The 23,385-nt window shown below is 69.3% G+C and carries 21 protein-coding genes, 1 pseudogene and 1 riboswitch; of the genes and pseudogenes, 4 read left to right on the top strand and 18 right to left on the bottom strand.

All coding sequences use genetic code 11. The features are described from left to right. Nucleotides 1-30: 30 nt before the first annotated feature. The 3 genes from D2T30_RS07080 to D2T30_RS07090 are packed head-to-tail and all read right to left on the bottom strand — an operon-like array spanning nucleotide 31 to nucleotide 3,254. Nucleotides 31-1,638: a gamma-glutamyltransferase family protein gene (locus tag D2T30_RS07080; protein WP_128208299.1), complete on the bottom strand. Its 1,608-nt coding sequence runs from the start codon at nucleotides 1,636-1,638 to the stop codon at nucleotides 31-33. 15 nt (nucleotides 1,639-1,653) lie between these two features. Then, complete coding sequence (locus D2T30_RS07085; protein ID WP_128208300.1) at nucleotides 1,654-2,886, bottom strand: NAD(P)/FAD-dependent oxidoreductase; 1,233 nt, start codon at nucleotides 2,884-2,886, stop codon at nucleotides 1,654-1,656. A gap of 11 nt (nucleotides 2,887-2,897) precedes the next feature. Then, nucleotides 2,898-3,254 carry a RidA family protein gene (locus D2T30_RS07090; RefSeq protein ID WP_128208301.1) on the bottom strand — a complete coding sequence of 119 codons (357 nt, stop codon included), beginning with the start codon at nucleotides 3,252-3,254 and terminating at the stop codon, nucleotides 2,898-2,900. A gap of 101 nt (nucleotides 3,255-3,355) precedes the next feature. Between D2T30_RS07090 and D2T30_RS07095 the strand changes: the two genes are divergently transcribed. After that, nucleotides 3,356-4,183, top strand: a complete 828-nt coding sequence (locus tag D2T30_RS07095; RefSeq protein ID WP_128208302.1) for an IclR family transcriptional regulator — start codon at nucleotides 3,356-3,358, stop codon at nucleotides 4,181-4,183. Nucleotides 4,184-4,228: 45 nt separating this feature from the next. Here D2T30_RS07095 and D2T30_RS23565 read toward each other — a convergent pair whose 3' ends face one another. From D2T30_RS23565 to aceB, 4 genes and pseudogenes are all read right to left on the bottom strand, one after another. Next, a complete protein-coding gene (locus D2T30_RS23565) occupies nucleotides 4,229-4,501 on the bottom strand; it encodes a hypothetical protein (RefSeq protein ID WP_241651219.1) in 273 nt (90 codons plus the stop codon). 40 nt (nucleotides 4,502-4,541) lie between these two features. Then, nucleotides 4,542-4,751 (bottom strand): annotated as a pseudogene (locus D2T30_RS23570) (class II aldolase/adducin family protein); the annotation flags it as partial. 426 nt (nucleotides 4,752-5,177) lie between these two features. Next, complete coding sequence (locus D2T30_RS07105) at nucleotides 5,178-6,788, bottom strand: isocitrate lyase (protein WP_128208303.1); 1,611 nt, start codon at nucleotides 6,786-6,788, stop codon at nucleotides 5,178-5,180. 33 nt (nucleotides 6,789-6,821) lie between these two features. Then, nucleotides 6,822-8,465, bottom strand: coding sequence for a malate synthase A (gene aceB / locus D2T30_RS07110; RefSeq protein ID WP_128208304.1), 1,644 nt, complete (start codon nucleotides 8,463-8,465; stop codon nucleotides 6,822-6,824). A 137-nt stretch (nucleotides 8,466-8,602) separates the two neighbouring features. Here aceB and D2T30_RS07115 point away from each other — a divergent pair, with 137 nt between their 5' ends. Beyond that, nucleotides 8,603-10,036: a helix-turn-helix domain-containing protein gene (locus D2T30_RS07115; protein ID WP_128183443.1), complete on the top strand. Its 1,434-nt coding sequence runs from the start codon at nucleotides 8,603-8,605 to the stop codon at nucleotides 10,034-10,036. A 98-nt stretch (nucleotides 10,037-10,134) separates the two neighbouring features. Here the strand turns inward: D2T30_RS07115 and D2T30_RS07120 are convergent, their stop codons facing one another. Genes D2T30_RS07120 through cbiE form a run of 4 tightly spaced genes read right to left on the bottom strand, consistent with a single transcriptional unit; the run spans nucleotide 10,135 to nucleotide 13,725 of the window. Further along, nucleotides 10,135-11,424, bottom strand: a complete 1,290-nt coding sequence (locus tag D2T30_RS07120; protein ID WP_128208305.1) for a cobyrinate a,c-diamide synthase — start codon at nucleotides 11,422-11,424, stop codon at nucleotides 10,135-10,137. Next, complete coding sequence (gene cobM, locus D2T30_RS07125; RefSeq protein ID WP_128208306.1) at nucleotides 11,421-12,194, bottom strand: precorrin-4 C(11)-methyltransferase; 774 nt, start codon at nucleotides 12,192-12,194, stop codon at nucleotides 11,421-11,423. Before cobM ends, D2T30_RS07120 begins: the two co-directional genes overlap by 4 nt. Next, on the bottom strand, nucleotides 12,191-12,550 hold the full coding sequence (locus tag D2T30_RS07130; protein ID WP_128208307.1) for a cobalamin biosynthesis protein: 360 nt from the start codon (nucleotides 12,548-12,550) through the stop codon (nucleotides 12,191-12,193). The genes cobM and D2T30_RS07130 overlap by 4 nt, the downstream gene beginning before the upstream one ends. Further along, nucleotides 12,547-13,725, bottom strand: coding sequence for a precorrin-6y C5,15-methyltransferase (decarboxylating) subunit CbiE (cbiE, locus tag D2T30_RS07135; protein ID WP_128208308.1), 1,179 nt, complete (start codon nucleotides 13,723-13,725; stop codon nucleotides 12,547-12,549). Before cbiE ends, D2T30_RS07130 begins: the two co-directional genes overlap by 4 nt. Nucleotides 13,726-13,887: 162 nt before the next feature. Between cbiE and D2T30_RS07140 the strand changes: the two genes are divergently transcribed. Next, entirely contained in the window at nucleotides 13,888-14,625 is a 738-nt protein-coding gene (locus D2T30_RS07140) for a cobalt-precorrin-6A reductase (RefSeq protein ID WP_128208387.1), read from the top strand. Here the strand turns inward: D2T30_RS07140 and cobJ are convergent. From cobJ to D2T30_RS07175, 7 genes are read right to left on the bottom strand one after another with little or no spacing between them, the layout of a single operon-like run. Next, nucleotides 14,604-15,335: a precorrin-3B C(17)-methyltransferase gene (gene cobJ, locus D2T30_RS07145; RefSeq protein ID WP_128208309.1), complete on the bottom strand. Its 732-nt coding sequence runs from the start codon at nucleotides 15,333-15,335 to the stop codon at nucleotides 14,604-14,606. The two genes, D2T30_RS07140 and cobJ, sit on opposite strands and share 22 nt — an antisense overlap. Further along, nucleotides 15,332-16,039, bottom strand: a complete 708-nt coding sequence (gene cobI, locus D2T30_RS07150) for a precorrin-2 C(20)-methyltransferase (RefSeq protein ID WP_128208310.1) — start codon at nucleotides 16,037-16,039, stop codon at nucleotides 15,332-15,334. The genes cobJ and cobI overlap by 4 nt, the downstream gene beginning before the upstream one ends. After that, nucleotides 16,039-16,668: a precorrin-8X methylmutase gene (locus D2T30_RS07155; RefSeq protein ID WP_128208311.1), complete on the bottom strand. Its 630-nt coding sequence runs from the start codon at nucleotides 16,666-16,668 to the stop codon at nucleotides 16,039-16,041. Before D2T30_RS07155 ends, cobI begins: the two co-directional genes overlap by 1 nt. After that, a complete protein-coding gene (locus tag D2T30_RS07160) occupies nucleotides 16,658-17,767 on the bottom strand; it encodes a hypothetical protein (RefSeq protein ID WP_128208312.1) in 1,110 nt (369 codons plus the stop codon). The genes D2T30_RS07155 and D2T30_RS07160 overlap by 11 nt, the downstream gene beginning before the upstream one ends. Next, on the bottom strand, nucleotides 17,764-20,970 hold the full coding sequence (gene cobN / locus D2T30_RS07165) for a cobaltochelatase subunit CobN (RefSeq protein WP_128208313.1): 3,207 nt from the start codon (nucleotides 20,968-20,970) through the stop codon (nucleotides 17,764-17,766). The genes D2T30_RS07160 and cobN overlap by 4 nt, the downstream gene beginning before the upstream one ends. After that, a complete protein-coding gene (gene cobW, locus D2T30_RS07170; protein ID WP_128208314.1) occupies nucleotides 20,970-21,980 on the bottom strand; it encodes a cobalamin biosynthesis protein CobW in 1,011 nt (336 codons plus the stop codon). The genes cobN and cobW overlap by 1 nt, the downstream gene beginning before the upstream one ends. Next, the gene (locus D2T30_RS07175; protein ID WP_128208315.1) at nucleotides 21,970-22,320 is read right to left on the bottom strand and encodes a DUF1636 domain-containing protein; all 351 of its coding nucleotides are present in this window, start codon (nucleotides 22,318-22,320) and stop codon (nucleotides 21,970-21,972) included. The genes cobW and D2T30_RS07175 overlap by 11 nt, the downstream gene beginning before the upstream one ends. Nucleotides 22,321-22,432: 112 nt before the next feature. Beyond that, nucleotides 22,433-22,633: riboswitch (cobalamin riboswitch) on the bottom strand. A 33-nt stretch (nucleotides 22,634-22,666) separates the two neighbouring features. Here D2T30_RS07175 and cobO point away from each other — a divergent pair. Beyond that, a complete protein-coding gene (gene cobO / locus D2T30_RS07180) occupies nucleotides 22,667-23,296 on the top strand; it encodes a cob(I)yrinic acid a,c-diamide adenosyltransferase (RefSeq protein ID WP_128208316.1) in 630 nt (209 codons plus the stop codon). Nucleotides 23,297-23,385 lie beyond the last annotated feature (89 nt).

The raw sequence follows: 23,385 nt of genomic DNA on the forward strand, positions 1-23,385 counted from the left end.
GTGGTCTTCCTTCCCATTGGTCGTTTCTGTTCAGTATTCCGCAACGGCTTCCGCCCAGGGCATCGTGGTTTCACAGGCGCCGCTGTTGGTGCCGTCCTTGCGGGCGACGGCGACCGGGCAGGCAAAGGCCAGCGGAAAGAAGGATCGCGGGACGGCGATCGTTTCATATTCCCCGCCCAGTGCCGCCAGCACATCCGCGGACAGCGCCGCATCCGCCTGAAGCGTCGCCCCGCCGGAGACATCGATCCGCGGCGTATGCACGGCGGCATCGAGATCGAGCCCGTGATCGGTCATCAAGAGCGCCATCTGCGTCACGGCGGGCAGGATCTTGCGCCCGCCCGATGCGCCAAGCGCCACCCGCAGACCGTCGTTTTCCACGATCACCGGGCAGATGTTCATCAGGCAGCGCTTGCCCGGCCCCACGGAATTGGGTCGCCCCGGTTCGGGGTCGAACCACATGATCCCGTTGTTCAGCAAAAGCCCGGTCGAGGGCGAGACCACCGCCGAGCCAAAGGCCGAAAGCAGCGTCTGCGTCATCGAGATCATGTTGCCCTTCCGGTCCACCACGGCGAAATGCGTGGTGCAGGAAGGGGCGTTGGGCGCATCCGCGCCGGCCTCCGCCACCTCGGTATCGCCGGCATTGGCCAGCCGGTTGCGATAGGCGGCGCGCAGGGCCCCGGCCCAGGCAAGGTAATCCGCCGCGCCGGGGGCGCCCTTGGCCGGGGCGGGATGAGCGGCCTCCAGATGCGCCAGCGTATCGGCCAGCGTCGGCCCTGCGGTCAGTTTCGGCGTGGCATGGATCAGCCCGCCCCTGTGGGCGATGGCAAGCGGCTTTTGCCATTCCGGCCGGTAATCCCGCAGATCTTCCGCGATCATGCGGCTGCCCTTGGCCTGAAGATCGCCGACGAGACTTTGCGCCAGATCGCCCCGGTAGAAATCCTGCCAGCCGGCCTCGGCCAGATGCGAAAGCGTCGCGGCGATCCGGTCCATGTTCACCCGCATGTCGGAAAGCGCCGTCCAGCCGGCGATCTTGGGCCAGATGCCGTCATCAAGGAACATCGCCGCGGCATTCGCATCGCGCGACAGCGCCTGCGCCCGCGATGCGATCATCAGCGCGGCATACCAGTCGATCAGCATCCCCTCCCGCGCGCAGGCGATCGCGGGGGTAAGGAGGTCTTTCCACGGCATGGTGCCGAAACGGTCGTGCAACGTGCCGATCCCAGCGACGGTGCCCGGAACCGCCACGGCCAGCGGGCCATAGACGTTGCGATCGCCCTCCACCGCGCGCCAGGGGAAGAGGTCGGAGGCATGACCGTCAGCCGCCAGCGGATAATCCGCAGGATCGAGCTTTTGCGGTGCGCGCATTCCGTAGTAAAGCGCCTCGACCGGCCCGCCCTCGGGCGCGACCATCATCGCACCGCCGCCGAACGGCCCCGACATCCACGGTTCCAGCACGCCGAGCGCGAAGGAAACCGCAACCGCCGCATCATAGGCATTGCCGCCCGCGCGCAGGATTTCCGCGCCGATCTCGGAGGCGCGGCGGTGCTGGGTGGAGACCACCCCGCCCGTGCTGCTGATGGCGGGCTTGCGCAATTCGGCCCGCAGCGAGGTATTGGTTTCCTTGAAGGCAAGGGTCATCGGGACAGTCTCCGATCAGTCGAAACGGCCCGGGGCAAGCGCCCGGGTCAGGGGAAGCGGATTGCCGGACATCAATTCCGCCAGGATATGGGCCGAGGCCGGCCCCGCGGTGAAACCCTGATGCGCATGGCCGAAATGGAACCACAGGCCGGGATGGCGCGAGGCCTCGCCCAGAACCGGCAGCATGTCGGGCAGGCAGGGGCGGTGGCCGAACCAGGGATCCGCCTCGACCGCGGGGCCCATGTCGAACAGCTCGCGCGTGGAAAGCTCTGCCCGGCGGATCTGCGACCAGTTGACGGGGGCATCCATCCGGGTGAATTCCGCGCCGGTCGTCAGCCGCAGCCCCTGGTTCATCCGGGCAAGGAAGACGCCCCGCTCGGCATCGAACATGGAGATGCGGGGGCCGTTCGCGGCCTCGAAATGGCGGTGATAGCCGCGCTTGCGGAACAACGGGATGCGATACCCCAGCCGCGCGGTGACCTGCGTCGACCAGGGGCCGAGCGCCAGAACCGCGCGTTCGGCCGCCTGCACCCCCTCTTCGGTCCGCACCGACCAGCCGGAACCGTCCTGCGTCAGGCTCTGCGCGTCGCCATAGGCGAAACGCCCGCCCCTTTCGACAAAGAGCCGGCCATAGGCGGCGGTCAGGCCGCCGGGGCTCAGACAGGTCCAGACAGACCCGTAATGGATCGCCCCGGCCAGAGACCGTTTCAGCCCCGGTTCGGCCGCGGCAAGCTCCGCCGCTGTCTCGGTGGCGAAGGGCACGCCGAAGACGCCCTCGACCCGCTGCGCCTCGCGCAGCGCCGCCCCGAACGCGCGCTCGGTGCGGAAGATGCAGCGATACCCCCTGCGCTCGATCAGATGCTGCACGCCCGCCGCCTTGATCAGCGGGGCGTGGTAGAGGTCGGATTTGCCGACAAGCTGGCTGTAGGTTTCCGAGGCCCGCGCATGACCCGCGGGGGAGGAATTCTTCCAGTAGGTCCAGAGCGGGCGGACATGTTCCGGCAATGACGAAAGGTGCCAGTTGACATCATTCGTCCGTTTCAGCGCGACGTCGATCAGCTTCGGGATCGAGCGGGGAAAGGCATAGGGCTCCACCGCCTCCGTCTGGATGGCGCCGGCATTGCCGTAGCTCGTCTCCCGCCCGATGCCGCGGCGATCGACCAGCAGCACCTCGTCGCCGCGCGCCTGAAGGGCCAGAGCCGTCGAGACCCCGACCATCCCCGCGCCAAGAACAATCGTCTGGACCATCTCGTTCCGCCTCAGGCCGTCACGGCGTGGACCTGAATCTCGACCCTGAGCGAGGGATGCGCGAGGCGCGCCTCGACACAGGCGCGGGCGGGGGCGGATCCGGGCACGACCCAGGCATCCCAGACCGCGTTCATCTCGTCGAAGGTGGCGATGTCGGAAAGCCAGATCGTGGCGCTGACGATATCCTTGCGCCCCACGCCCGCCTTGGCCAGCAGGGCGTCGATCTTGGCGAGGATATCGGCGGTCTGCGCCGCCACGTCACCGTCGCGATCATCCGCAACCTGCCCGGACAGCACGACCATGCGGCCGTTCAGCGGCCAGCTTACCGCCATGCTCATCCGTGCGTTGGGCTCGATGCGCTCGATCATCTTTGGTCTTCCCCCATTCAAAATTTCCACTATAGTGGACTTGTATTTCCTATAATGGACGATGACGGGTGTGGAATTCACCTGTCAAGGAGCAAACTGCCTTGAGTTCGGACAATGATGAAAAAAAGGGCGCTCATCGCGCCAAGGGCACGGATCGTGTGCTCGATATTCTTGAATGTCTGGCGATGCAGAATCGTCCCGTCGGCCGGAGCGAGCTGACAGGCCTGACCGGCATGCCCCGATCGACCATCTATGCGCTGACCGATCTGCTTTTGCACCGCAACTGGCTCGAGGAAACCGAGCGGGGGCTTCAGCTTGGTCCGCAGGCCGGGTTCGTCAGCAACGGCTATCTGCATCAGAACGGGTTCGAGCGGCTTGCGCGGGACGTTCTGGCGGAGCTGTCAGCCCGCACCGGCACCTTGACGGAAATCGACGTGGTCGAGGATTGGGTCCATGTCGTGGCCCTGAGCGAGGGGCGGATGGCGCAGGGCTATCTGCGCCCGATCGAAGGCGCGCGCCTGCCGCTGATGCCCACGGCGGCGGCGCGGGTGATTCTGGCCGATGTGCCGCGCGACGTGATCCGCCGCAAGATAGCGGATGAGGAACTGGTGGATGTCTCGGGCAGGCGGATCAGCTGGGAGGGCTTTTTCGAGGACGTGGATCGCGGCCGTCTTCAGGGCTATGTCACCGTCACCGGCTGGCTGGGGGGCACGGTGTCCACTCTCGCCTGTCCGGTCGTGGACGGGCAGGGACGCATCCTCGCCTCGCTTTGCATGATCATCCCCACCGAGGAGATCCGGCGCAACCTGCATTCCTATCTCGTGCCGTTGCAGGAGGCGGGGCAGAAGCTCGGCAATATCATCAACCGCATGTCATGGCCCTATGCCGATCTGAACTGGCACAAGCTGCATCCCGCCAGATCCGCATAGCCGCCCGAACCGCATGCCCGGCACAGACCTTCCCGGGGCTGGCGCCTAACGGCTCAGCTTGCCGAAGGTCTGCGCCAGCCTGCGGGCGATTTCGTCCCAATCGGGGGTATCGTCCGTCTTGTGACGGGTGATGAACTGGGTGCCGATGCGCAAGGCTTGGCCACCGGGCACAGCCGGGTCGGCGCAGGTGCCCAGAAGGATGCCATCTTCGGCGAAGATACGGATCGCCCCGGCCTGCGGGACCGAAGACGGCAACGGCACCAGCAATTGATGCGTCAGGATCTCGTCCGAGCGCCGTGATCTGGATCTCGCAGGCACGTCTCAGATGGAACATGTTGTTGTACATCTCGGTCGCGCTTCGCCCGGCGGCGATCAGCCCGTGATTGCGCGGAACCATGACCGGACAGGACCCCGGATCGGCGATGATCCTTTCCCGTTCGGCCAGATCTAGGGCGATCCCCCCGAAATCATGATGGATGATGCGGTTGAAGAATCGCCGCGAGATCTGGTTGAGCGGCAGGAACCCCTCTTCCATGCATGACATCGCCACCCCGGCACGGGTATGCATGAGCTACGTGGCCTCATGCACCGGCATGTGCAATGCCGAATGGATGGGGAAGCCCCCGGACAGCGGGGGCTGCCTGTGATTACAACAGGCCTGAGCTGCGTCAGGCTGATCGCGCAGGGGCCGAACATGCCTATCGGTGAATCATGCGGCACTGGCAAAGGAAGGCGGCATCGACTTCCGGAGCCAGATCCGCCGGGGATCTGGGACGGGCGCAGGAAGGACTGTTCAAGTCCGTCCGCATGTTGGCCATGATCCGGGAACGGGTCCTGACCCCAGCGGAGGGCATCTGTGCAATCGCGTTTGCCGATTGGCCGGCAGGCGGACCTCCATCCGTTCAGCAAACTGCGCCGTCCCGGCCCCGGGGCGGCGCAGAGACATCCGGGGCAGAGTCACCAGCCCCCGAACGCCCTTTTCTGTTCGGCTTTCCTATTCTGCGGCGAACTGGTTCATCGTGTTCTTGTGCCCGCCCGCCTTCAGCGCGCGTTCTCCCGCGACCATTTCCTTGAACGAATCGCCCAGATCCGAGCCGACCTCGTGCTGGTGCTTCACCGCCGAGATGCCGCGGCGGATTTCCTCACGCTGCACCGTCTTGACGTAGGCGAGCATCTTTTCCTCGCCGAAGTAGCCGCGGCTGAGTTCGTCCATCGACTTCGCCGTCAGGTGGAAGGTCGGCAGCGTGATCAGGTTGTGGAACACCCCCGCGCGGGCCGAGATATCGGTCTGGAACTTCTGCAGGCGGGCATCCGCCTCGCGGCCCAGATCGGTGGCGTCGTAATCGGCCTTCATCAGCTCGTTGCCTTCGGGGTAATCGTCGGCCTTGATCCTGCCTTCCTTGATCCACTGGTCGCGCACCTGCTTGCGCAGGTTCAGCGTCCAGTTGAACGAGGGCGAGTTGTTGTAGGCAAGCTTCGCATTCGGCACCACCTTGCGGATCTCGTTCACCATGCCGGCGATCTCGTCGACGTTCGGGGTGTCGGTCTCGATCCACAGCAGGTCGGCGCCGCCTTCGGTCAGGTTGACGATGCCATCCTCGATCACCCGCGCCCGGCCGGAGCCGTCCTTGAACGGGAAGAGGCCGTTCGGCAGCCGCACCGGCTTCACGAATTCGCCGCCCTGATACAGCGCCAGTTCGCCTTCCTCGATCGGGTTCGCCTCGGTGATCGGCTCGACCTTCAGCCACTTGATGTATTGCGAGGCCAGATCGCCCGGCTCGCGGCTGACCGGCACCTTCTGCGTCAGGCCCGCGCCAAGGCTGTCGGTGCGCGCCACGATGACGCCCTGATCGACGCCCAGTTCCTCGAACGCCAGACGGCAGGCGCGGAGCTTTTCGATGAAATCCTCACGCGGGACGGTGACCTTGCCGTCCTGATGGCCGCATTGCTTGGCGTCCGACACCTGATTTTCGATCTGCAGGCAGCAGGCGCCGGCCTTGATCATCTCTTTCGCCAGCAGATAGGTGGCATGTTCGTTGCCGAAGCCCGCGTCGATATCGGCGATGATCGGCACGACATGGGTTTCGAAATTGTCGATCGCCGCGATGGCCTTGGCGCGTTCGGCCTCGGTCTTGGCAGCTTTCAGCACCTTGAACAGGTCGTTGATCGCCACCTCGTCTGCCTGCCGCAGGGAGACGTAGATCTCCTCGATCAGATCGGCCACGGCGGTCTTTTCGTGCATCGACTGGTCCGGCAGATGCCCCCAGGTGTTGCGCAGCCCCGCGACCATCCAGCCGGAAAGGTAGACATAGGTGCCCTTGGCCGTGCCGCGCAGGCGCTTGATCGACTTGATCATCTGCTGCGCATGGAACCCCGACCAGCAGCCGAGCGACTGGGTGAACTTCGACGGATCGGCGTCATAGGCGGCCATGTCGGCGCGCATCACCCCGGCCATTTCCCGCGCGATGTCCAGATGCGTGTCGTAGGTGTTCTGCAACCGCAGCTGCACGATATCGTCGACCGAAACGCCACCCGGCGTCTGACCCGAGGGATAACGGGCCCGCACTTCCGCTTCGAGTTCGGCGTAGGTCTTGTGATGTGCCATCTTTTCACTCCTCTGTGGCAAATTCCGGTGCGCTCAGTCGAGCGCGTTCAGCACCGCATAAGCGGGCGTGGTGATGAAATCGGGCAGCACCTCGGCGCCGGCCGCCTCTTGCAGGATGCGCGCCGCCGGGGCGTAATGCCCGCGGTGGAAGCCGCCGGGACCGATCCGGCCCAGCACGGCGACGATTTCCGCCTGAATGAGCTCGGCCAGCCAGTCGCGGGTCAGGCTGCGTTCGCCCGAACCCGTCTGGACCTGCGCGCCGTGGCGGATCCATTGCCAGAGCTGCGCACGGCTGATCTCGGCGGTAGCGGCGTCTTCCAGCAGGTGATGGATCGGCACCGCGCCCCGGCCCGAAAGCCACGCCGCCAGATATTCCATCGCGACCGAGATATTGGTCCGCACGCCCTCCTCGGTGATCGTGCCGGTATGCGGCTTGAGCAGCATCTCCGGCTCGATCCGCCATTCCTGACGCTGCCGGCGGATCTGGTTCGGGCCGTGCAGTTCGGCGTCGAAGACCTCCATCGCCACGGGCACGAGGTCGGGATGCGTGACCCATGTGCCGTCATGACCGGCGCGCACCTCGCGTTCCTTGTCCAGACGGAAACCGGCCAGCGCCTCGGCATTGGCAACCGGATCGTCGCCCTCGGGGATTTGCGGCGCCACGCCGCCCATCGCATGGATGCCGCGCCGGTGACAGACCTTGATGAGCCGCGCGACATAGGTGGCCAGAAAGGCGCGGTCCATCGTCACCTGCGCCCGGTCGGGCAGGACATAGCCCGGATGGGCGCGCAGGGTCTTGATGTAGCTGAAGATGTAATCCCAGCGGCCGCAGTTCAGCCCGGCGATATGGTCGCGCAGCTCCCAGATGATCTCGTCCATCTCGAAGGCGGCGGTCAGCGTCTCGATCAGCACGGTGGCCTTGATCGTGCCCGGCGCGATGCCAAGGTAATCCTGCGCGAACAGGAACACCTGATTCCAGAAGCGCGCCTCGTCGTGGTTCTGGATCTTGGGCAGGTAGTAGAACGGCCCCTGCCCGCGTTCGGCCAGCGAGACACCGTTGTGAAAGATGTGCAGCCCGAAATCGAACAGCGCCGCCGAGACGGGATAACCGCCCTGCATCACGTTCGCCTCCTGCATGTGCAGGCCGCGCGGGCGCACCATCATCAGCGCGGTTTCGTCGTTCAGGCGGTATTCCCGGCCGGTCTTCGGATCGTCGAAGCTCAGCCGCCCGTCGCGGTAGTCGATGATGTTCACCTGACCGGCGATCAGGATGTCGAAGCGCGGCGAGGTCGCATCCTCGAAATCCGCCATGAAGACCTTGGCGCCGGAATTCAGCGCGGCGATCATCGTCTTGCGGTCCACGGGGCCGGTGATCTCCACCCGGCGGTCCTGCAGGATCTCGGGCACGGGGGCCACCTGCCAGATGCCGCGGCGGATATCCGTGGTCTCTTCGAGGTAGTCGGGCAGGCGCCCGGCGTCGAAGCGTTCCTGCCGGCGTTCGCGGGCCACCATCAGCGCGTTCAGCTTTTGCCCGAAGCGGGCCTGAAGCGCGCCGATGAAATCGAGCGCGCCTTCCGTCAGCACCCGGTCGACACCGGGAACGTCACGCAGCACGACCGGCCGTTCGGCAACCGATGCGCCGGTCTGGATCAGGGAAGCAGGCGTTGCAAGGTTCATGGTCTCGGCCTTTCTGCTGGATTCGTCCGATACTGTGATGTTAGTAATGTCTCCAAGGGATGGAATAAGTATTTGTAATTAAAGGGTCATGCTGTAACTGTTGTCACAGGGATCCCTTGTAATCTGTAAGGTCTGTCATGTCCGAACGGGGGGAGAAGCTGGTGATCGGGGCGCGGCTGAAACGGCTGCGCAAGACGCTTGGGCTGACGCAGGCGCAGATGGCGCAGGATCTGGACGTCTCGCCCAGCTACATCACCCTGATCGAGGCGAACCAGCGCCCGATCAGCGCCAAGCTGCTGCTGAAGCTGTCGCAGGTCTACGATTTCGCGCCCCGCGACATCGCCGGCGGGCAGGATCTGCAGTTGCAGGCCGAACTGGAAGCCGCGCTGAAGGATCCGGTCTTCGCCGAGACGATTCCGCGCAGCGAGGTGGAGGATGTGGTCAACGCCTCGCCGGCGCTCGCCCGCGCGCTGCTGCGCCTGCACGACCGTTACCGCACGATGGCGATGGCGGCGATCTCGGACAAGAACCCGCTGTCCGACCGCGAGAAGGTCGAGATGCTGGAACAGACCGCCCGCCCGGTCGAGGAGGTGCGCGCCCATCTGCACGCCCGCAACAACCACATCGACGCGCTCGACCGCGCCGCCGAGGCGCTGTCCGAAGAGCTGGAGATGCAACGCCGCGAGCCGCATATCGTGCTCAGCGCGCGGCTGCGCGACCGGCACGGCTTTCGCGTGCGCATCCTGCCGCAGGATGTGATGCCGGAAAAGCTGCGGCTGATCGACCCGCACCGCAAGCATCTGAACCTGTCCGAGCGGCTGGAACAGACCGGGCGGCGGTTCCAGATCGCGGTGCTGCTGGCGCGGCTGGAATATGGCGACCTGATCGAGAAGGAGGCCGAGGATTTTTCCCCCGAGGCGCGCCCCCTCGCCCGCGCGGCCTTTGCCAATTATTTCGCCGCCGCGCTGCTGATGCCCTACAAGCGCTTCCTGCAAAACGCCGAATCGGAGCGCTACGACATCGAATTGCTGGGCCAGCGCTTCGGCACCAGCTACGAACAGGTGGCGCACCGGCTGACCACCCTGCAACGGCCCGAGGCGCGCGGCGTGCCCTTCTTCTTCGTGCGGATGGATCAGGCGGGCAATGTCTCGAAACGGTTCAGCGCCGGGCGGTTCCATTTTTCCAAGTTCGGCGGGTCGTGCCCGTTGTGGAACATCCACAGCTGTTTCGAGGTCCCGGGCCGGGTGCAGACCCAGGTGATCGCCATGCCCGACGGGACGACCTATTTTTCCATCGCCCGCACCGTCGCGCGCCATATCGGCAATTATTCCGAACCCGCCGCGCAATTCGCCATCGGGCTTGGCTGCGACATCGCCTATGCGCCGCGGCTGGTCTATGCGCGCGGGCTGAACCTCGAGGCGGTGACGCCGGTGCGGATCGGGGTGAACTGCTACCTGTGCGAACGGCAGAACTGCGGCTCGCGCGCCTATCCGCCGATCAACCGCCCCTTCCGGTTTTCCGAACGCGAGCGCGGCGTGTCGAGTTTCCATTTCGAGGTGGACGAGGAATAGGGCGGGATCCTGGGTGGAGAGGGAGAGAGGGGGCCAGCCCCCTCGGCGCAAGCGCCTCACCCCCGGGATATTTATGGAAGAATGAAGGGAGAGGGGCCTCAGGAGGCCGCGGTGATGAGGTGGAAGAAGGTGCCGCTGACCCGGCCCCGGTGCGAGCCGGTTTCCGCGACCGTCGCCCCCTCGGCATCCGTGACGCGGGCGAGCGGCGCGTCGGGTTGCGCGAGGATGGTGGAATAGTGGAATTCATGCCCGCGCAGGCGCGCCCCCGGCGCGTGACCGGGCATCGGGGCCGCAAGCTCCGCCAGCCGGTAGCCAAGGTGCATCCGCCGCTTTTCGTAGCTGGTGACGAGGCCGAGCAACCCGGCCATTTCATGGCGCGCGCCCTGGGCGTCGATCAACGCCTGCCCCAGAACCATGTAGCCGCCGCATTCCCCGTGTATCGGCCCGGCGAAGCTGCGCAGCCCGGCCAGAAACCGCCCCGCTGCGGCGATCCGCCCGGCATGGAGTTCCGGATAGCCACCGGGGAGCCAGCACAGATCGGCCTCGGGCGGGGGCTCGTCGGCCAGCGGCGAGAAAGGCAGGATCCCGGCCCCCTGCGCGCGCCAGGCGTCCAGCAGGTGGGGATAGGTGAAGGAAAACGCCGCGTCCCGCGCCAGCGCGATCCGTTGCGCGGGCGGCGGGGGCAGCGTGCCCGGTTCCGGTGCCGTGCCGCCCGAGGCCGCGCGCCGCAGCGCCGCCAGATCGACATGTTCGCGCAGGAAGGCCGCATAGCCCGCGATGGCGGTATCGAGGTCGGGATGTTCCACCGCCTGCACCAGCCCCAGATGGCGCTCCGGCAGGGTCAGGTCGCCCCGTCGCGGCAGCGCACCGAAGACCGTGATGCCCGCATCCTCCAGCGCCAGACGGCACAGCCTTTCGTGGCGCGGGCTGGCGACGCGGTTCAGGATCACCCCCGCCACCCGCACATCCGCCCGGTAGCGCGCCATCCCCACCGCAATCGCCGCCGCCGTCTGCGCCTGCCCCGACACGTCGAGCACCACCACCACCGGCCAGCCCGTCCGCGCGGCGATATCGGCGCTGGCGCCGGTCCCTGCCTCGCCCGCCCGCGCGACGCCGTCGAACAGGCCCATCGAGCCCTCGGCCAGCGCCATATCCCCGCCGCGCGCCAGTTGCGCCGCCAAGAGCGCATCCGGCATCGCCCAAGTGTCGATGTTGAAGCTGTCGCGCCCGCAGGCCGCGCGGTGGAATGCCGGGTCGATGTAATCCGGCCCGCATTTGTAGGGCTGCACGGCGACGCCATCCTCGGCCAGACAGCGCAAGAGGCCCAGCATCACCGTGGTCTTGCCCGCGCCCGAGCGGGGGGCCGAGATGATCAGGCCGGGCGTCATTCCTTCACCGCATCCGCCCGCCCGGCACGAAACCGGCGGTCGTAATCGGCGGCATAGAGGCGGCTTTCGTCGAACCCCTCCTGCGCCAGCGCGGGGCCGACAAGGATCAGGGCCGTGCGCTCCATCGTTTCGCCGACCTCCGCCGCGATGGTGGCAAGCGTTCCGCGCACGATCCGCTGATCGGGCCAGGACGCGCGCCAGACCACCGCCACCGGGCAATCCGCGCCGTAATGGCCCGCCAGTTCCGCCGCCACGGCCTCGAGCCGATGGATCGACAGGTGGATGGCCAGCGTCGCCCCCGTCGCGGCAAAGGCCGACAGCCGCTCGCCCTCGGGCATGGGCGAGGCGCGGCCACCCGTCCGGGTCAGCACCACGCTTTGCGCGACACCCGGCAGGGTCAGTTCCGCCCCCAAGGCCGCCGCCGCCGCCGCGAAGGACGGCACCCCCGGCGTGACGGTATAGGGTATGCCCAGATCGCGCAGCCGGCGGAGCTGTTCGCCCATCACCGACCAGACCGACAGATCGCCCGAATGCAGCCGCGCCACGTCCTGCCCCGCCGCATGGGCCGCCGCGATTTCCGCGATGATCGCGTCAAGGTCCATCGGCGCCGTGTTCACCACCCGCGCGCCGGGCGGGCAATGGGCCAGCACCGCCTCGGGGATCAGCGATCCTGCGTAAAGGCACACCGGGCAGGCGGCGATCAGATCCCGCCCGCGCAACGTCAGCAGATCGGCGGCCCCCGGCCCCGCGCCGATGAAATGGACGGTCATTCGCTTTCCTCCCTTGCCAGTGCGGCGGTTGCCATCCCATCGGCGGAAACGGCGCGCGGCGCCATCAGCCGAGCGCCCGGCCCAAGCGCCGCCAGCGCGCAGGCCTCGGCCACGCTGCCGGTGCCATGCGTGGCGCGGGCGGCGGGGCTGTCGGTCAGCGTCGCGGGCCGGGTCAGCGCCTCGGCGGTGATTTCGGTGACATGATAGCCAAAGCGGCGCAGCGTCTGAATGGCGGGATGGCGCGCCTTGACCTCGGGCACCGCGATGCGGCGCAGGTCGCCCGCCCCCGCCCGCGCCAGCGCGTCAAGGATCGAGGCCGGGCTTGCCGCCTCCCTGAACCCAACCCCCGCGATCATCGCGTCACGCTCCATTGCACCACCGGATAGCTGGCCTTCCAGCCGCGCTTGCGGCCAAGGGGCGCGGCCTCGGACAGTTCCACGCGCAAGAGGCTGCCGCCCGCGCGGCCGTGCCAGATGGTCAGCAAGGCCTCGGTCTCCAGCGTGACGGCATGGGCGACGAGGCGGGTGCCCGCGGGCAGCAGGTCCCACAGCGCCGTCATCAGCGCGGTCTCCGCGCCGCCGCCCACAAACACCGCATCGGGGCGCGGCAGGCCGGGCAGCAGGTCCAGCGCCCGCCCCTCGCGGATCTCCGGATCCACCCCGAGCCGCGCGGCATTGGCGCGGGCGCGGGCGGCGCGGGCGGGATCGGCCTCGACACCCACACAGCGCATCTCGGGACCCGCCAGCAGCCATTCGATCCCGACCGAGCCGGAACCCGCGCCGATGTCCCACAGCATTTCCCCGGCACGCGGGGCCAGCGCCGACAGCGCCAGCGCCCGCACCGGCCGCTTGGTGATCTGCCCGTCATGGTCGAAGAGATCATCCGGCAGACCCGAGGCGCGCGGGATCACCCGGCCCCCGCCCGCCACCGTCAGCGCGACGGTGACCAGCGGGTCGATCACGGTCAGGTCGAAATCCTCGGCCCGCACTATGCGCAGCCGCTCGCGCGGGCCGCCGAGGCATTCCATCACCACTATCCGCGTCGCGCCGAAGCCCTCGGCCACCAGCCAACCCGCCAGCGCCCCCGCCGCCGCCCCGTCGCGCAGGGTGACAAGGGCGCGCAGGCCCGGCGCCAGATGCGGGCGCAGGCGCGCGACCGGCGCGGCATGGAGGCCAAGGCACAGCACCCGTTCCAGCCGCCATCCCATCCGCGCCGCCGCCAGCGACAGCACCGAGGGCGCGGGGAAGGCCCGCCATTCGCCGGGGGTCAGCGCCTCGGCCAGCGCGCCGCCCGCGCCGTGCCAGAACGGATCGCCCGAGGCCAGCACCGCCACCCGCCGTCCACGCAGCGCCAGCACCGGCGCGACGGAGAACGGCACCGGCCACGGGCGCTTGTCCGGATGATCGACCAGCGCCAGATGACGCGGCCCGCCAAAGACCGCCTCGGCCCCCGACAGCGCCGCAAGGCTTGCGCGCGGCAGGCCATCCGGGCCATCCTCGCCGATGCCGATGATCGAAAGCCATTCACCCATGCGCCCTCCTCCCGACCTACGCGGTAAAACCGGCCGAAAAACCCTGTCACCTTCATTCTTCCACAAATATCCCGGGGGTGAGCCGGCATCGCCGGCGAGGGGGCGGCGCCCCCTGCGCCCCATCCCCACAAACCGCGGATCGCGATCTTGAGCCCCGCTTCCATCCCGCGGATATTGATTCTGGGCGGCACGACCGAGGCGAGCCGCCTTGCCGCCGCGCTGGCCGCGCGCGGCCTGCCCGCGATCCTGTCCTACGCCGGGCGCACGGCGGCCCCGCGCGCGCAGCCGGTGCCGGTGCGCACGGGCGGCTTTGGCGGGGCCGAAGGGCTGGCCGCCTATCTGCGCGCCGAGGGCATCGGGCAGGTGATCGACGCGACCCATCCTTTCGCCGCGCGGATCAGCGCCAATGCCGTCGCGGCCTGTGCGGCGGCGGAGGTGCCGCTGCTGGCGCTCGAACGGCCCGCATGGGTGCCCGGCCCCGGCGATCGCTGGACCCGGGTGTCGGATGTCGCGGAGGCGGTGGCGGCGCTGGACATGGCCCCCCGGCGCGTGTTTCTGGCGATCGGGCGGCAGACCCTCGCCCCTTTCGCCGTCCATCCGCATCACTACCTGCTGCGGCTGGTGGACCCGCCCGAAGCCCTGCCCCTGCCCGACTGCACGGTGGAAATCGCCCGCGGCCCCTTCGACCCGGCCACGGATCGCGCCCTGATGGAACGGCACCGCATCGACCTGATCGTCGCCAAGAACGCCGGCGGCGCGGGGGCCGAGGCCAAGCTGATCGCGGCGCGCGCCCTTGGCCTCCCGGTGATCCTGATTGACCGTCCGGCCCTGCCGCCGCGCGATACCGTGGCGACGGTCGAGGAGGTTCTGTCCCGCCTTCATGCCGACCTCGGCGTATAGACCCATCCGCCGACGCGGCGGGTGGCGGAGGATCCGACGATCACCACCGTGCGCATGTCGGCCATCTCGGGCGTCACCTCGCACAGCGGCAGCACCCGCAGCGCCTGCTCGGGCGTCGACACCGCGCGGGCAAGGATCACCAGCCGCTCCGGCGCGCAGGCCGCGCGCAAGACCTCCAGCACATGGCCGAACTGATCGGGCCGCGCCTTTGAACGGGGATTGTAGAAGGCCATGGCGAAATCCGCCTCCGCCGCCAGCCGCACCCGTTTCAGCACCAGATCGAAGGGCTTGAGATTGTCCGACAGGTTGATCGCGCAGAAGTCATGGCCAAGCGGCGCGCCCGCCGCCGCCGCCGCCGCCAGCATCGCGGTGATGCCGGGCAGGACGCGGATATCCAGCCCATGCCATTCGGGATGCGGCTCCAGCGCCTCGAACACCGCCGAGGCCATGGCGAAAACCCCCGGATCGCCCGAGGACACGACGACCACATGCCGCCCCTCCGCCGCCATGCGCAAGGCCGCCGTGGCGCGGTCCATCTCCACCCTGTTGTCCGAGGCATGAAGGGTCAGCCCCGCACGCGGCGCGATGCGGGCGACATAGGGGATATAGCCCACGACATCGGTGGCGCGGGCCAGCGCCCCGGTCACCTCGGGGGTCACCATCGCATCGGAGCCGGGGCCGAGACCGGCGATGACAAGCGATCCGGTCACGGCCTGCGCCCCCGGCCATGCACGATCGCGATGGTGAAATAGGGGACGGGGCCTTCGACCTCGGCCAGCCGGCGCACGGTTTCGCCGGGCATCGTGCCGCGCTCCACCAGCCACGCATCATCGAGCCGCCCTGCCGCCGCCAGCGCCCGGCGCAGGCGCGGCAGATTGCGGCCGATCTTCATCACCACCAGCGCGTCGGTATCGGCGATGCGGCGGGTCAGTTCATCCTCGGGCAGGGTCGCGGGCAGGACGGTCAGCACATCGTCGCCCCAGGTGATTGGCTGCCCCGTCGCGGTCCAGCAGCCCGACATGCCGGGGATGCCGGGCACGACCTCGACACGCTCGCGCGGCAGGCGGGCGTGCAGGTGCATGAAACTGCCGTAGAAGAAGGGATCGCCCTCGCACAGAACCACCACATCCGCCGCCGCCGCCGCCAGACGCGCGGCCCAGAGGTCGTAAAACGCCGCAAGCTGCGCGTTGTAGGCCGGGTCGTCAAAGGGGATCTCGGTCGTGACGGGATATTCCATCGGCCATTCCTCGGCCGTCGCGGGGATCAGGCCCTCGACGATGCGGCGCGCCTGACCGGGGCGGCCGGCCTTGCGGAAATAGGCGACGATGCGCGCCCCGGCCAGCGTGCGATGCGCCCGCAGGCTCATCAGGTCCGGGTCGCCGGGGCCGAGGCCGATGCAGATCACCTTGCCCATCATTCCCTCCGCGAGGCGAGCGCGTTGACCGCCGCCACGGTGATGGCCGAGCCGCCAAGCCGCCCCCGCACCACGCACCACGGCACCGGATTGTCCCCCATCAGCGCCGCTTTCGATTCCGCCGCGCCGATGAAGCCGACGGGGCATCCGATGATCGCTGCCGGGCGGGGAAAATCCGGGTCCTGCAAGCGGTTGAGCAGATGGAACAGCGCCGTCGGCGCATTGCCGATGGCGACCACCGCGCCCTGCAGATGCGGGCGCCACAGCTCCACCGCCGCGGCCGAACGGGTATTGCCCATCGCCGCGGCCAGCGCGGGCACCTGCGGATCCGGCAGGGTGCAGATGACGGCGTTGCCAGCGGGCAGACGGGCGCGGGTGACGCCCTCGCTCACCATCCGCGCGTCGCACAGGATCGGCGCCCCGGCCTCAAGCGCCGCGCGCGCGGCAAGGGCGAAACCGGGGGCGAAGGCGATCTGCGGGGCGAGGTCGACCATGCCGCTCGCATGGATCATGCGCACGGCCACCACCTCTTCCTCGGGGGTGAAGCGGGCCAGATCCGCCTCCGCCCGGATGGTGGCGAAAGAGGCCCGGTAGATCGCGGCGCCATCGGTTTCGTAGCTATGGGGCAAGGGGATCTCTTAGGAATCGGGGTCTGAGGATGTCGCGGCGGGTGAGTCCGCCAAGGATCGGGGTGTCGCCCGGTTTGCCGCGAATGACCAGATCATATCGGCCCTCGCGCCCCGTCAAGGTCAGATCGGCGGGGGCGGGATGCGCGCAGCCCTTGGCGCAGCCGGAAATGTGGAGCGTCGCGCCCTCGGGCAACCGCGCGGCCAGTTCGCGGGCCAGCGCGCGCGTCTCGACACTGGCCGAGAGGCAGCCGGGCGCGCCGGTGCAGGCGCTGATCCGCAGCAGCGGATCGGCGGGATCGGTGATCAGCTCCTCGCGCGGGGCAACATGATCGACGCCTTCCAGAAGCAGCGACCGCCACGGCGTCAGCCGCACCGGCGCCCCGGCCAGATCGCGCAGCAGCGCCGCCGTGATCCGCCCGAACGGCAGGCCGACGCAGAAGCCAAGCGGCCCCGGCCCCGGTTGCAGGGGTGCCCCCGTCAGCGGCGGGACCAAAGCCTCCATCGGCGGGCGCAGCCCCGCCATCCGCCGCGCCGCGCCGCGATGCGCGGCGAACCAGCGCGCCAGATCGACGGCGCGCTGCGGCGCCTCTTCGGCCGTCACCGACGCGCCCATCGCCATCCCGTCGGCGCGTAGGATCAGGCCCCGCTCCGCCCGCTCGATCCGAATGTCCGCCGAGGCACCGCCCAGCACCGCCGCCGCCCCGGTATCCACCGCGAAGCCGAACTTGGCGGGCAAGGGCGGCGCATCCGCCAGCGCGGATTCCAGCGCGGCGACAAGGCGGGGCGTTTCGTCCCCGGTCCAGAGGGGCGTCGTCAGGATGTTGCGCCGCGCCTCGGCCTCCGGGTCGGGGTCGAGCAGGCCGAGCCCTTCCAGCACCGCATGGGCGGCGGGCAGCGCGGCCTCGGTCAGCCCGCGCAGTTGCAGATGCGCGCGGCTGCCAAGGTCGATCAGCCCGTTGCCGTGGTCCTGCGCCAGATCGGCCAGCGCGCGGACGGCCCCCGCCGTCAGCCGCCCGGCATGGGGCCGGATGCGCAGCACCAGCCCGTCGCCCGAGGCCATCGGGCGCAGCGCGCCGGGGCACCATCCCCGGACGGTCATCGCACACCCGCCCGGCGGCTGTTCGACCGCCCGTCCCACAGCCCGGCCCGTTCCAGCGCGGCAAAGCGCGCCTCCAGCGCGGCCAGAGCCTCGGGGTTCGCGGCCTGCATGAAGGCGCGGATCTCCGGGTCCTCCAGCGTCGCGCAATGATAAAGCTCGAACAGATGCGGCGGCACGACCCCCGCCAGATGCGCGAAGGCCGCGAGATGGTCGAGCGTCGCCGCGATCTCCGCCGCGCCGCGAAAGCCGTGGCGCATCATGCCGCGCAGCCAGATGGGGTTGGTGGCGCGGGCACGGACGACACGGGCGATTTCCTCGGCCAGCGGCCGGGCATGGGGCCGGTCGGGCCGCGTGGCGTCGAGATGATAAAGCGTGGGGGCGGCGCCGATCCGTTCCATCGCGGCGGCGAAACCGGCCTCGTGCGCGGCGTAATCCTCGGCCAGCAGCAGGTCGGTTTCCGGCATGTCCTGCACATGGACGAAGGTATCCACCCCGCGCAGCCGGGTTTCCAGCGCCGCGCGGGCGGGCACGCCGGCGGCGGTATGGGCGGAGGCCGCAAGCCATGCCTCCCCCGCCGCCGCGCGGGCCTCGGGCGTCAGGGGGCCGGTGTCGATCGCCAGCCCGTAGCCCCCCGGCGCGGGGGCAAAGACGCGCGGTCCCGGCGGCGCGGCGATATAGGGGTTCATGTCGGCCATCTCGTCCCGCGCCGCCAAGGCGGCGGCCGCCGCCTCGAACAGCCGCGCGAGATCGGGGAACACGTCGCGGAACAGGCCCGAGATGCGCAGCGTCACCTCGATCCTCGGGCGATCCAGCAGCGCCAGCGGCACCACCTCGAACCCCGTCACCCGGTCTGAGGAGACATCCCACACAGGCGCCACCCCCGCCAGATGCAGCGCCATGGCGAATTCCTCGCCCGCCGTGCGCATGGTGGCGGACCCCCAGAGATTGACCACCAGCCCGCGCGGATAATCGCCCTGATCCTGCAAATGGCGGCGGATCAGCTCCCCGGCCAGCTTCACCCCCTGCGCATGGGCGGCGCGGGTCGGCACGGCGCGCGGATCGGTGCCGTAGAGGTTGCGCCCCGTCGGCAGCACATCCACCCGCCCGCGAAAGGGCGAGCCGGAAGGCCCCGGCGCGATCCGCCGCCCCGCCAGCGCCGCGACCAGCGCGGCCCGTTCCCCGGCGAGAGAGGCGGCGTCCGCCACTCCCCCCGGCGTGCCGCGGCCCCAGATGTGCAGCCCCTCGCCGAACTGCGATTCCTTGATGTCGCAGACGAAACGGTCGATGCGGGGCACCGCCTCGGCCGGGCTGGCGTCAGGGGGGATGCCCAGATCGGTTTCGACGCCCGCCCCCCGCGCCTCGTCCCGGATCGCGGCGATCAGCCGGCCGCGCCGCGCGGGGTCCAGCCCGTCGGCCGTCGAATATTCGTCCAGCAGCCGTTCCAGCCGGGCGAGCGGCGCGGGCACCCCCGCCCCCGCCAGAGGCGGCGGCAGATGGCCGAGCGTCACCGCGCCAAGGCGGCGGCGGGCCTGCGCCGCCTCGCCGGGGTCGTTGACGATGAAGGGATAGATCACCGGCAAGGCACCCGTCAGCGCCTCGGGCCAGCAGGCGGCCGACAGGGCCACCGCCTTGCCCGGCAGCCATTCCAGCGTCCCATGCGCGCCGATATGCACCAGCGCATCCGCCTGCCCCTGAAGCCAGAGGTAGAAGGCCACATAGGCATGGCAGGGCACGCGGGAGGTATCGTGATATTCGCCCTCGCGGTCCGGGGCGGCGCCGCGCTCGGGTTGCAGTGCGACCAGCGCCCGGCCCCGGCGGGTGACGGCAAAGGCGAAATCGCCCTCGGGGTCGCCATGCGCCTCGGTCAGCGCCTGTTGCAGCGGTTCCGGCAGGCGGGCCAGCGCGCGGCGGTAATCGGCCAGCGGCCAGATCACCGGGTCCCGGCGCAGCGCCACGTCCAGCTCCGCCCCCTCGGGGTCCGCGTCGAAACCGGCCTCGCGCAGATCGGCCAGCATCGCCTCGGCCGAGGCAAGGACATCAAGCCCCACCGCATGGGCCATCCGGTGCGCATGACCGGGATAGGTCGAGACCACCAGCGCCACCCGCCGCGCCCCGGGTGCGAGACGCGCCAGACGCAGCCAGCCATCCACCCGCGCGACCGTGGCCGCGATCCGGTCGGGCGCGGCGCGATGTTCGGGATGGGCCCATTGCAGATCGGGGTCGCGGGGCGCGTGTTCCTTGAACGACACGACGCCCGCCGGGATACGCCCGTCGACCTCGGGCAAGGCCACATGCATCGCCAGATCGGCGGGGGACAGGCCGCGATCGGCCCCCTCCCACGCGGCGCGGTCCGAGGTGGCGTGGATCACCTGAAACACCGGCGCGTCCGTGGCGTCGAGGGGCGATCCCCCCTCGCTCCGCGCCGAAAAGGCGGTGGCGTTGACCACCGCGGCGGGGGCGAGCCGAGGCAGAAGATCGCGCAGCCAGCGGGCGGCGGCCGGGTCCTTGAGACTGGGCACGAAGGCGCCCACGGCGCGGTAGCCCGAAGCCTCGAACCCCCGGATCAGGCCTGCGACGCCATCCGTATCGGCGGCGGCGGCCCATGCGCGGTAGAAGGGGATGACGATCAGCGGCGCATCCCCCCCGGGCACATCGCCCCCGTCCGGGTGCCACAGCCCGAAGGGCGGCAGGGTCCGCGCCCCTTCGACCGGCCCGGCGGGCAGGCCCGCCGCCTGCGCCATCCGCGCCAGCGCCGCCTGCGCCGCGACCGCACCCCCGGCATCGCAGAGCGTCGCCAGTTCGCGCAGCACCGCCACCGGCACCGTCGAGGCGGCGTCGAGCGCCGGATCCTGCCGCCCGTCCGCGGGCAGCACGGCCAGCGCGATGCCCCGGTCCCGCGCGACGCGGGCCACCTGTTCCAGCCCATAGGCCCAATAGGCCGCGCCGCCGATCAGTCGGATCAGCACGCCTTTCGCCTGCGCCAAGGTGCGCTCGATATAGGTATCGACCGACAGGGGATGCGCCAGATCCGCCAGATTGGCCAATCGCAGCGTCGGCAGAGCCCCCCGCCGCCAGCCCGCCGCGAAAGCCCCAAGGTCGCTGTCGGAAAACGACAGCACCAGCAGATTCGCGGGCGCCTGCCCCAGATCGCGCGGCGTTGCCGTTTCCTCCAGCCCGTGGCTTTCGCGGAACAGGACGTGCATCAGACCAGCGCCGCCCGGATCGCAGCGGCGTCGATGTCGCCCTTCTCGGCGATCACCACCAGCCGGCCAAGGCGCGGCTGCGCGCCCCAGGGCCGGTCGAACTGATGCCGCACGCGCGTGCCCACCGCCTGCACAAGCAGCCGCATCGGCTTGCCGCGGACGGCGACATGCCCCTTGACCCGCAGGATGCGATGCGCGGCGGCCAGCGCGGCGATCCTGTCGGACAGGGCCTGCGGATCGTCGATTTCCGGGATCTCGATCACCACAGTGTCGAAATCGTCGTGATCATGCGGCTCCCCCCCGTCGTGATGCGAGGGACGGGCGTCCAGCCCATCCTCGGCCGCTGCGCTGATGCCCAGAACCACGCGGGCGTCGATCACGCCTTCGGTCAGCGCGAGCATCGGCAGGGGGCGGGGGGCTTCGGCCTCGATCACCGCGCGGGCGGCTGCCAGACCCGCCTCCCCGGCCAGATCGGCCTTGGACAGCAGGATGAGGTCGGCACAGGTGATCTGATCCTCGAACACCTCCGATAGCGGGGTTTCATGATCGGCTTCGGTCCCCGGATGCGTCGGATCGGGGGCGAAGATGCCCGCGGCCACCGCCTCGGCATCGGCCACGGCCACCACCCCGTCGATGGTGATGCGGCTTCGCAGATCGGGCCAGTCGAAAGCCTTCAGCAGCGGTTTCGGCAGCGCCAGCCCCGAGGTCTCGATCACGATATGGTCGGGGCGCGGGTCCATCGCCATCAGCCGCTCGATCGCCGGGATGAATTCGTCGGCGACGGTGCAGCAGATGCAGCCGTTGGTCAGTTCGAGGATGCTGGATTCCGGGCAGTTCGCATCGGCGCAGGCGCGGATCAGGTCACCATCGACGCCGACATCGCCGAATTCGTTGACCAGCACCGCCAGCCGCCGCCCGTCGGGGTTCTGCAACAGATGACGGATCAGAGTGGTCTTGCCGGCGCCGAGGAAGCCGGTGACGATGGTGACGGGGGTTTTCTCAAGGGACATTCTGGATCTCCAGCGGGGGAATGCGGGCAATGGTGTTCTTGCGGATGACCTCGGGGCGCGCGCGCCATGGCACGACGCCATCCGGCGCGGCGTCGTAGGCGCGGATCATGGCGATCAGGTCGTCAAGGTCGCGGTCGGGGTCGAGCCCGCCCTGCACATAGGTCCAGCGCCCCGGCCCGCGCAGCACCACGGCGCAGCCGCGCGTGCAGGCGGACAGGCATTCCTGTGCCCGGTGCGCGATGCCGCGTTCGGCCAGCGCCGCCGACAGGCGCGCGCCGTCGCGGGGGGCGGCGGGATCGGCGCCGGGCGCGCGGCAGGTGGTGCAGACGACAAGCTCCATCCTCTTCCTTTCCGGTTACGGCGGGATGCGCGGGAACCGGGGGCCTGCGGCCCCGTATCGTCCCGACTGCGGCACACCCCGTCCGCATCTTCCAAACGGCACCGCCCATGAATGGATCGGTGCCGGTGCTGGCAGGTCTCCCGGCTTGCGGATGTCAGGGTCGCCCCTGGCGGTCACCCGGCCTTCCCGGCAGAGCCAGTGGCGGTTGGGCGACCTCTCCGGTCACGGTCGCGGGGGCGGCTGCGTTTCGCGCAAGGCTTTCGCATTCCCTCTTCGCCTGCCATAAGCAGGAACCAGCGATGCACCAGCCAAGCCACGCCCCCCCGGATATGTCAAGCAGGCACCGATGACCGAAACCCCGCCCGCCAAAGACGAAGACGCCCGCCGCCACGCCGAAAAGAAGGCGAAGATCAAGGCCGCACGCGACCGGATGATGGCGACGAAGACCGGTGAAAAGGGGCTGGTCGTCGTGCTGACCGGACCGGGGAAGGGAAAGTCCTCCTCGGCCTTCGGGATGGTGATGCGGGCAATCGCGCATGGGATGCCGGTTGCCGTGGTGCAGTTCATCAAGGGCGCGATGGCGGCGGGGGAGCGCGACTTCCTGCTGACGCATTTCCCGGACATGTGCCGGTTCCACACGATGGGCGAGGGCTTCACCTGGGAAACGCAGGATCTGGCGCGCGACAGGGCGGCGGCGCGGGCGGGCTGGGACAAGGCGAAGGAGATGATCCGCGATCCGTCGAACCGGCTGGTGCTGCTGGATGAAATCAACATCGCGCTGCGCTACGATTATCTGGAGGTGGCCGAGGTGGTGGATTTCCTGCGCGACGAGAAGCCCGCCATGACCCATGTGATCCTGACCGGCCGCAACGCGAAGCCCGAGCTGATCGCGCTGGCCGATCTGGTGACCGAGATGACCGTGGTGAAGCATCCCTTCCGCGACGGCATCAAGGCGCAGCCGGGGATCGAATTCTGACCGGGGGCGAGCGGATGGCGCGGCAGGGGGCCAGCCCCCTCTTTGCCTGAAGGCAAATTCACCCCCGGGATATTTATGGAAGAATGAAG

Source organism: Paenirhodobacter populi (genome assembly GCF_004022215.1).
Classification (GTDB): Bacteria; Pseudomonadota; Alphaproteobacteria; order Rhodobacterales; family Rhodobacteraceae; genus Rhodobacter; species Rhodobacter populi.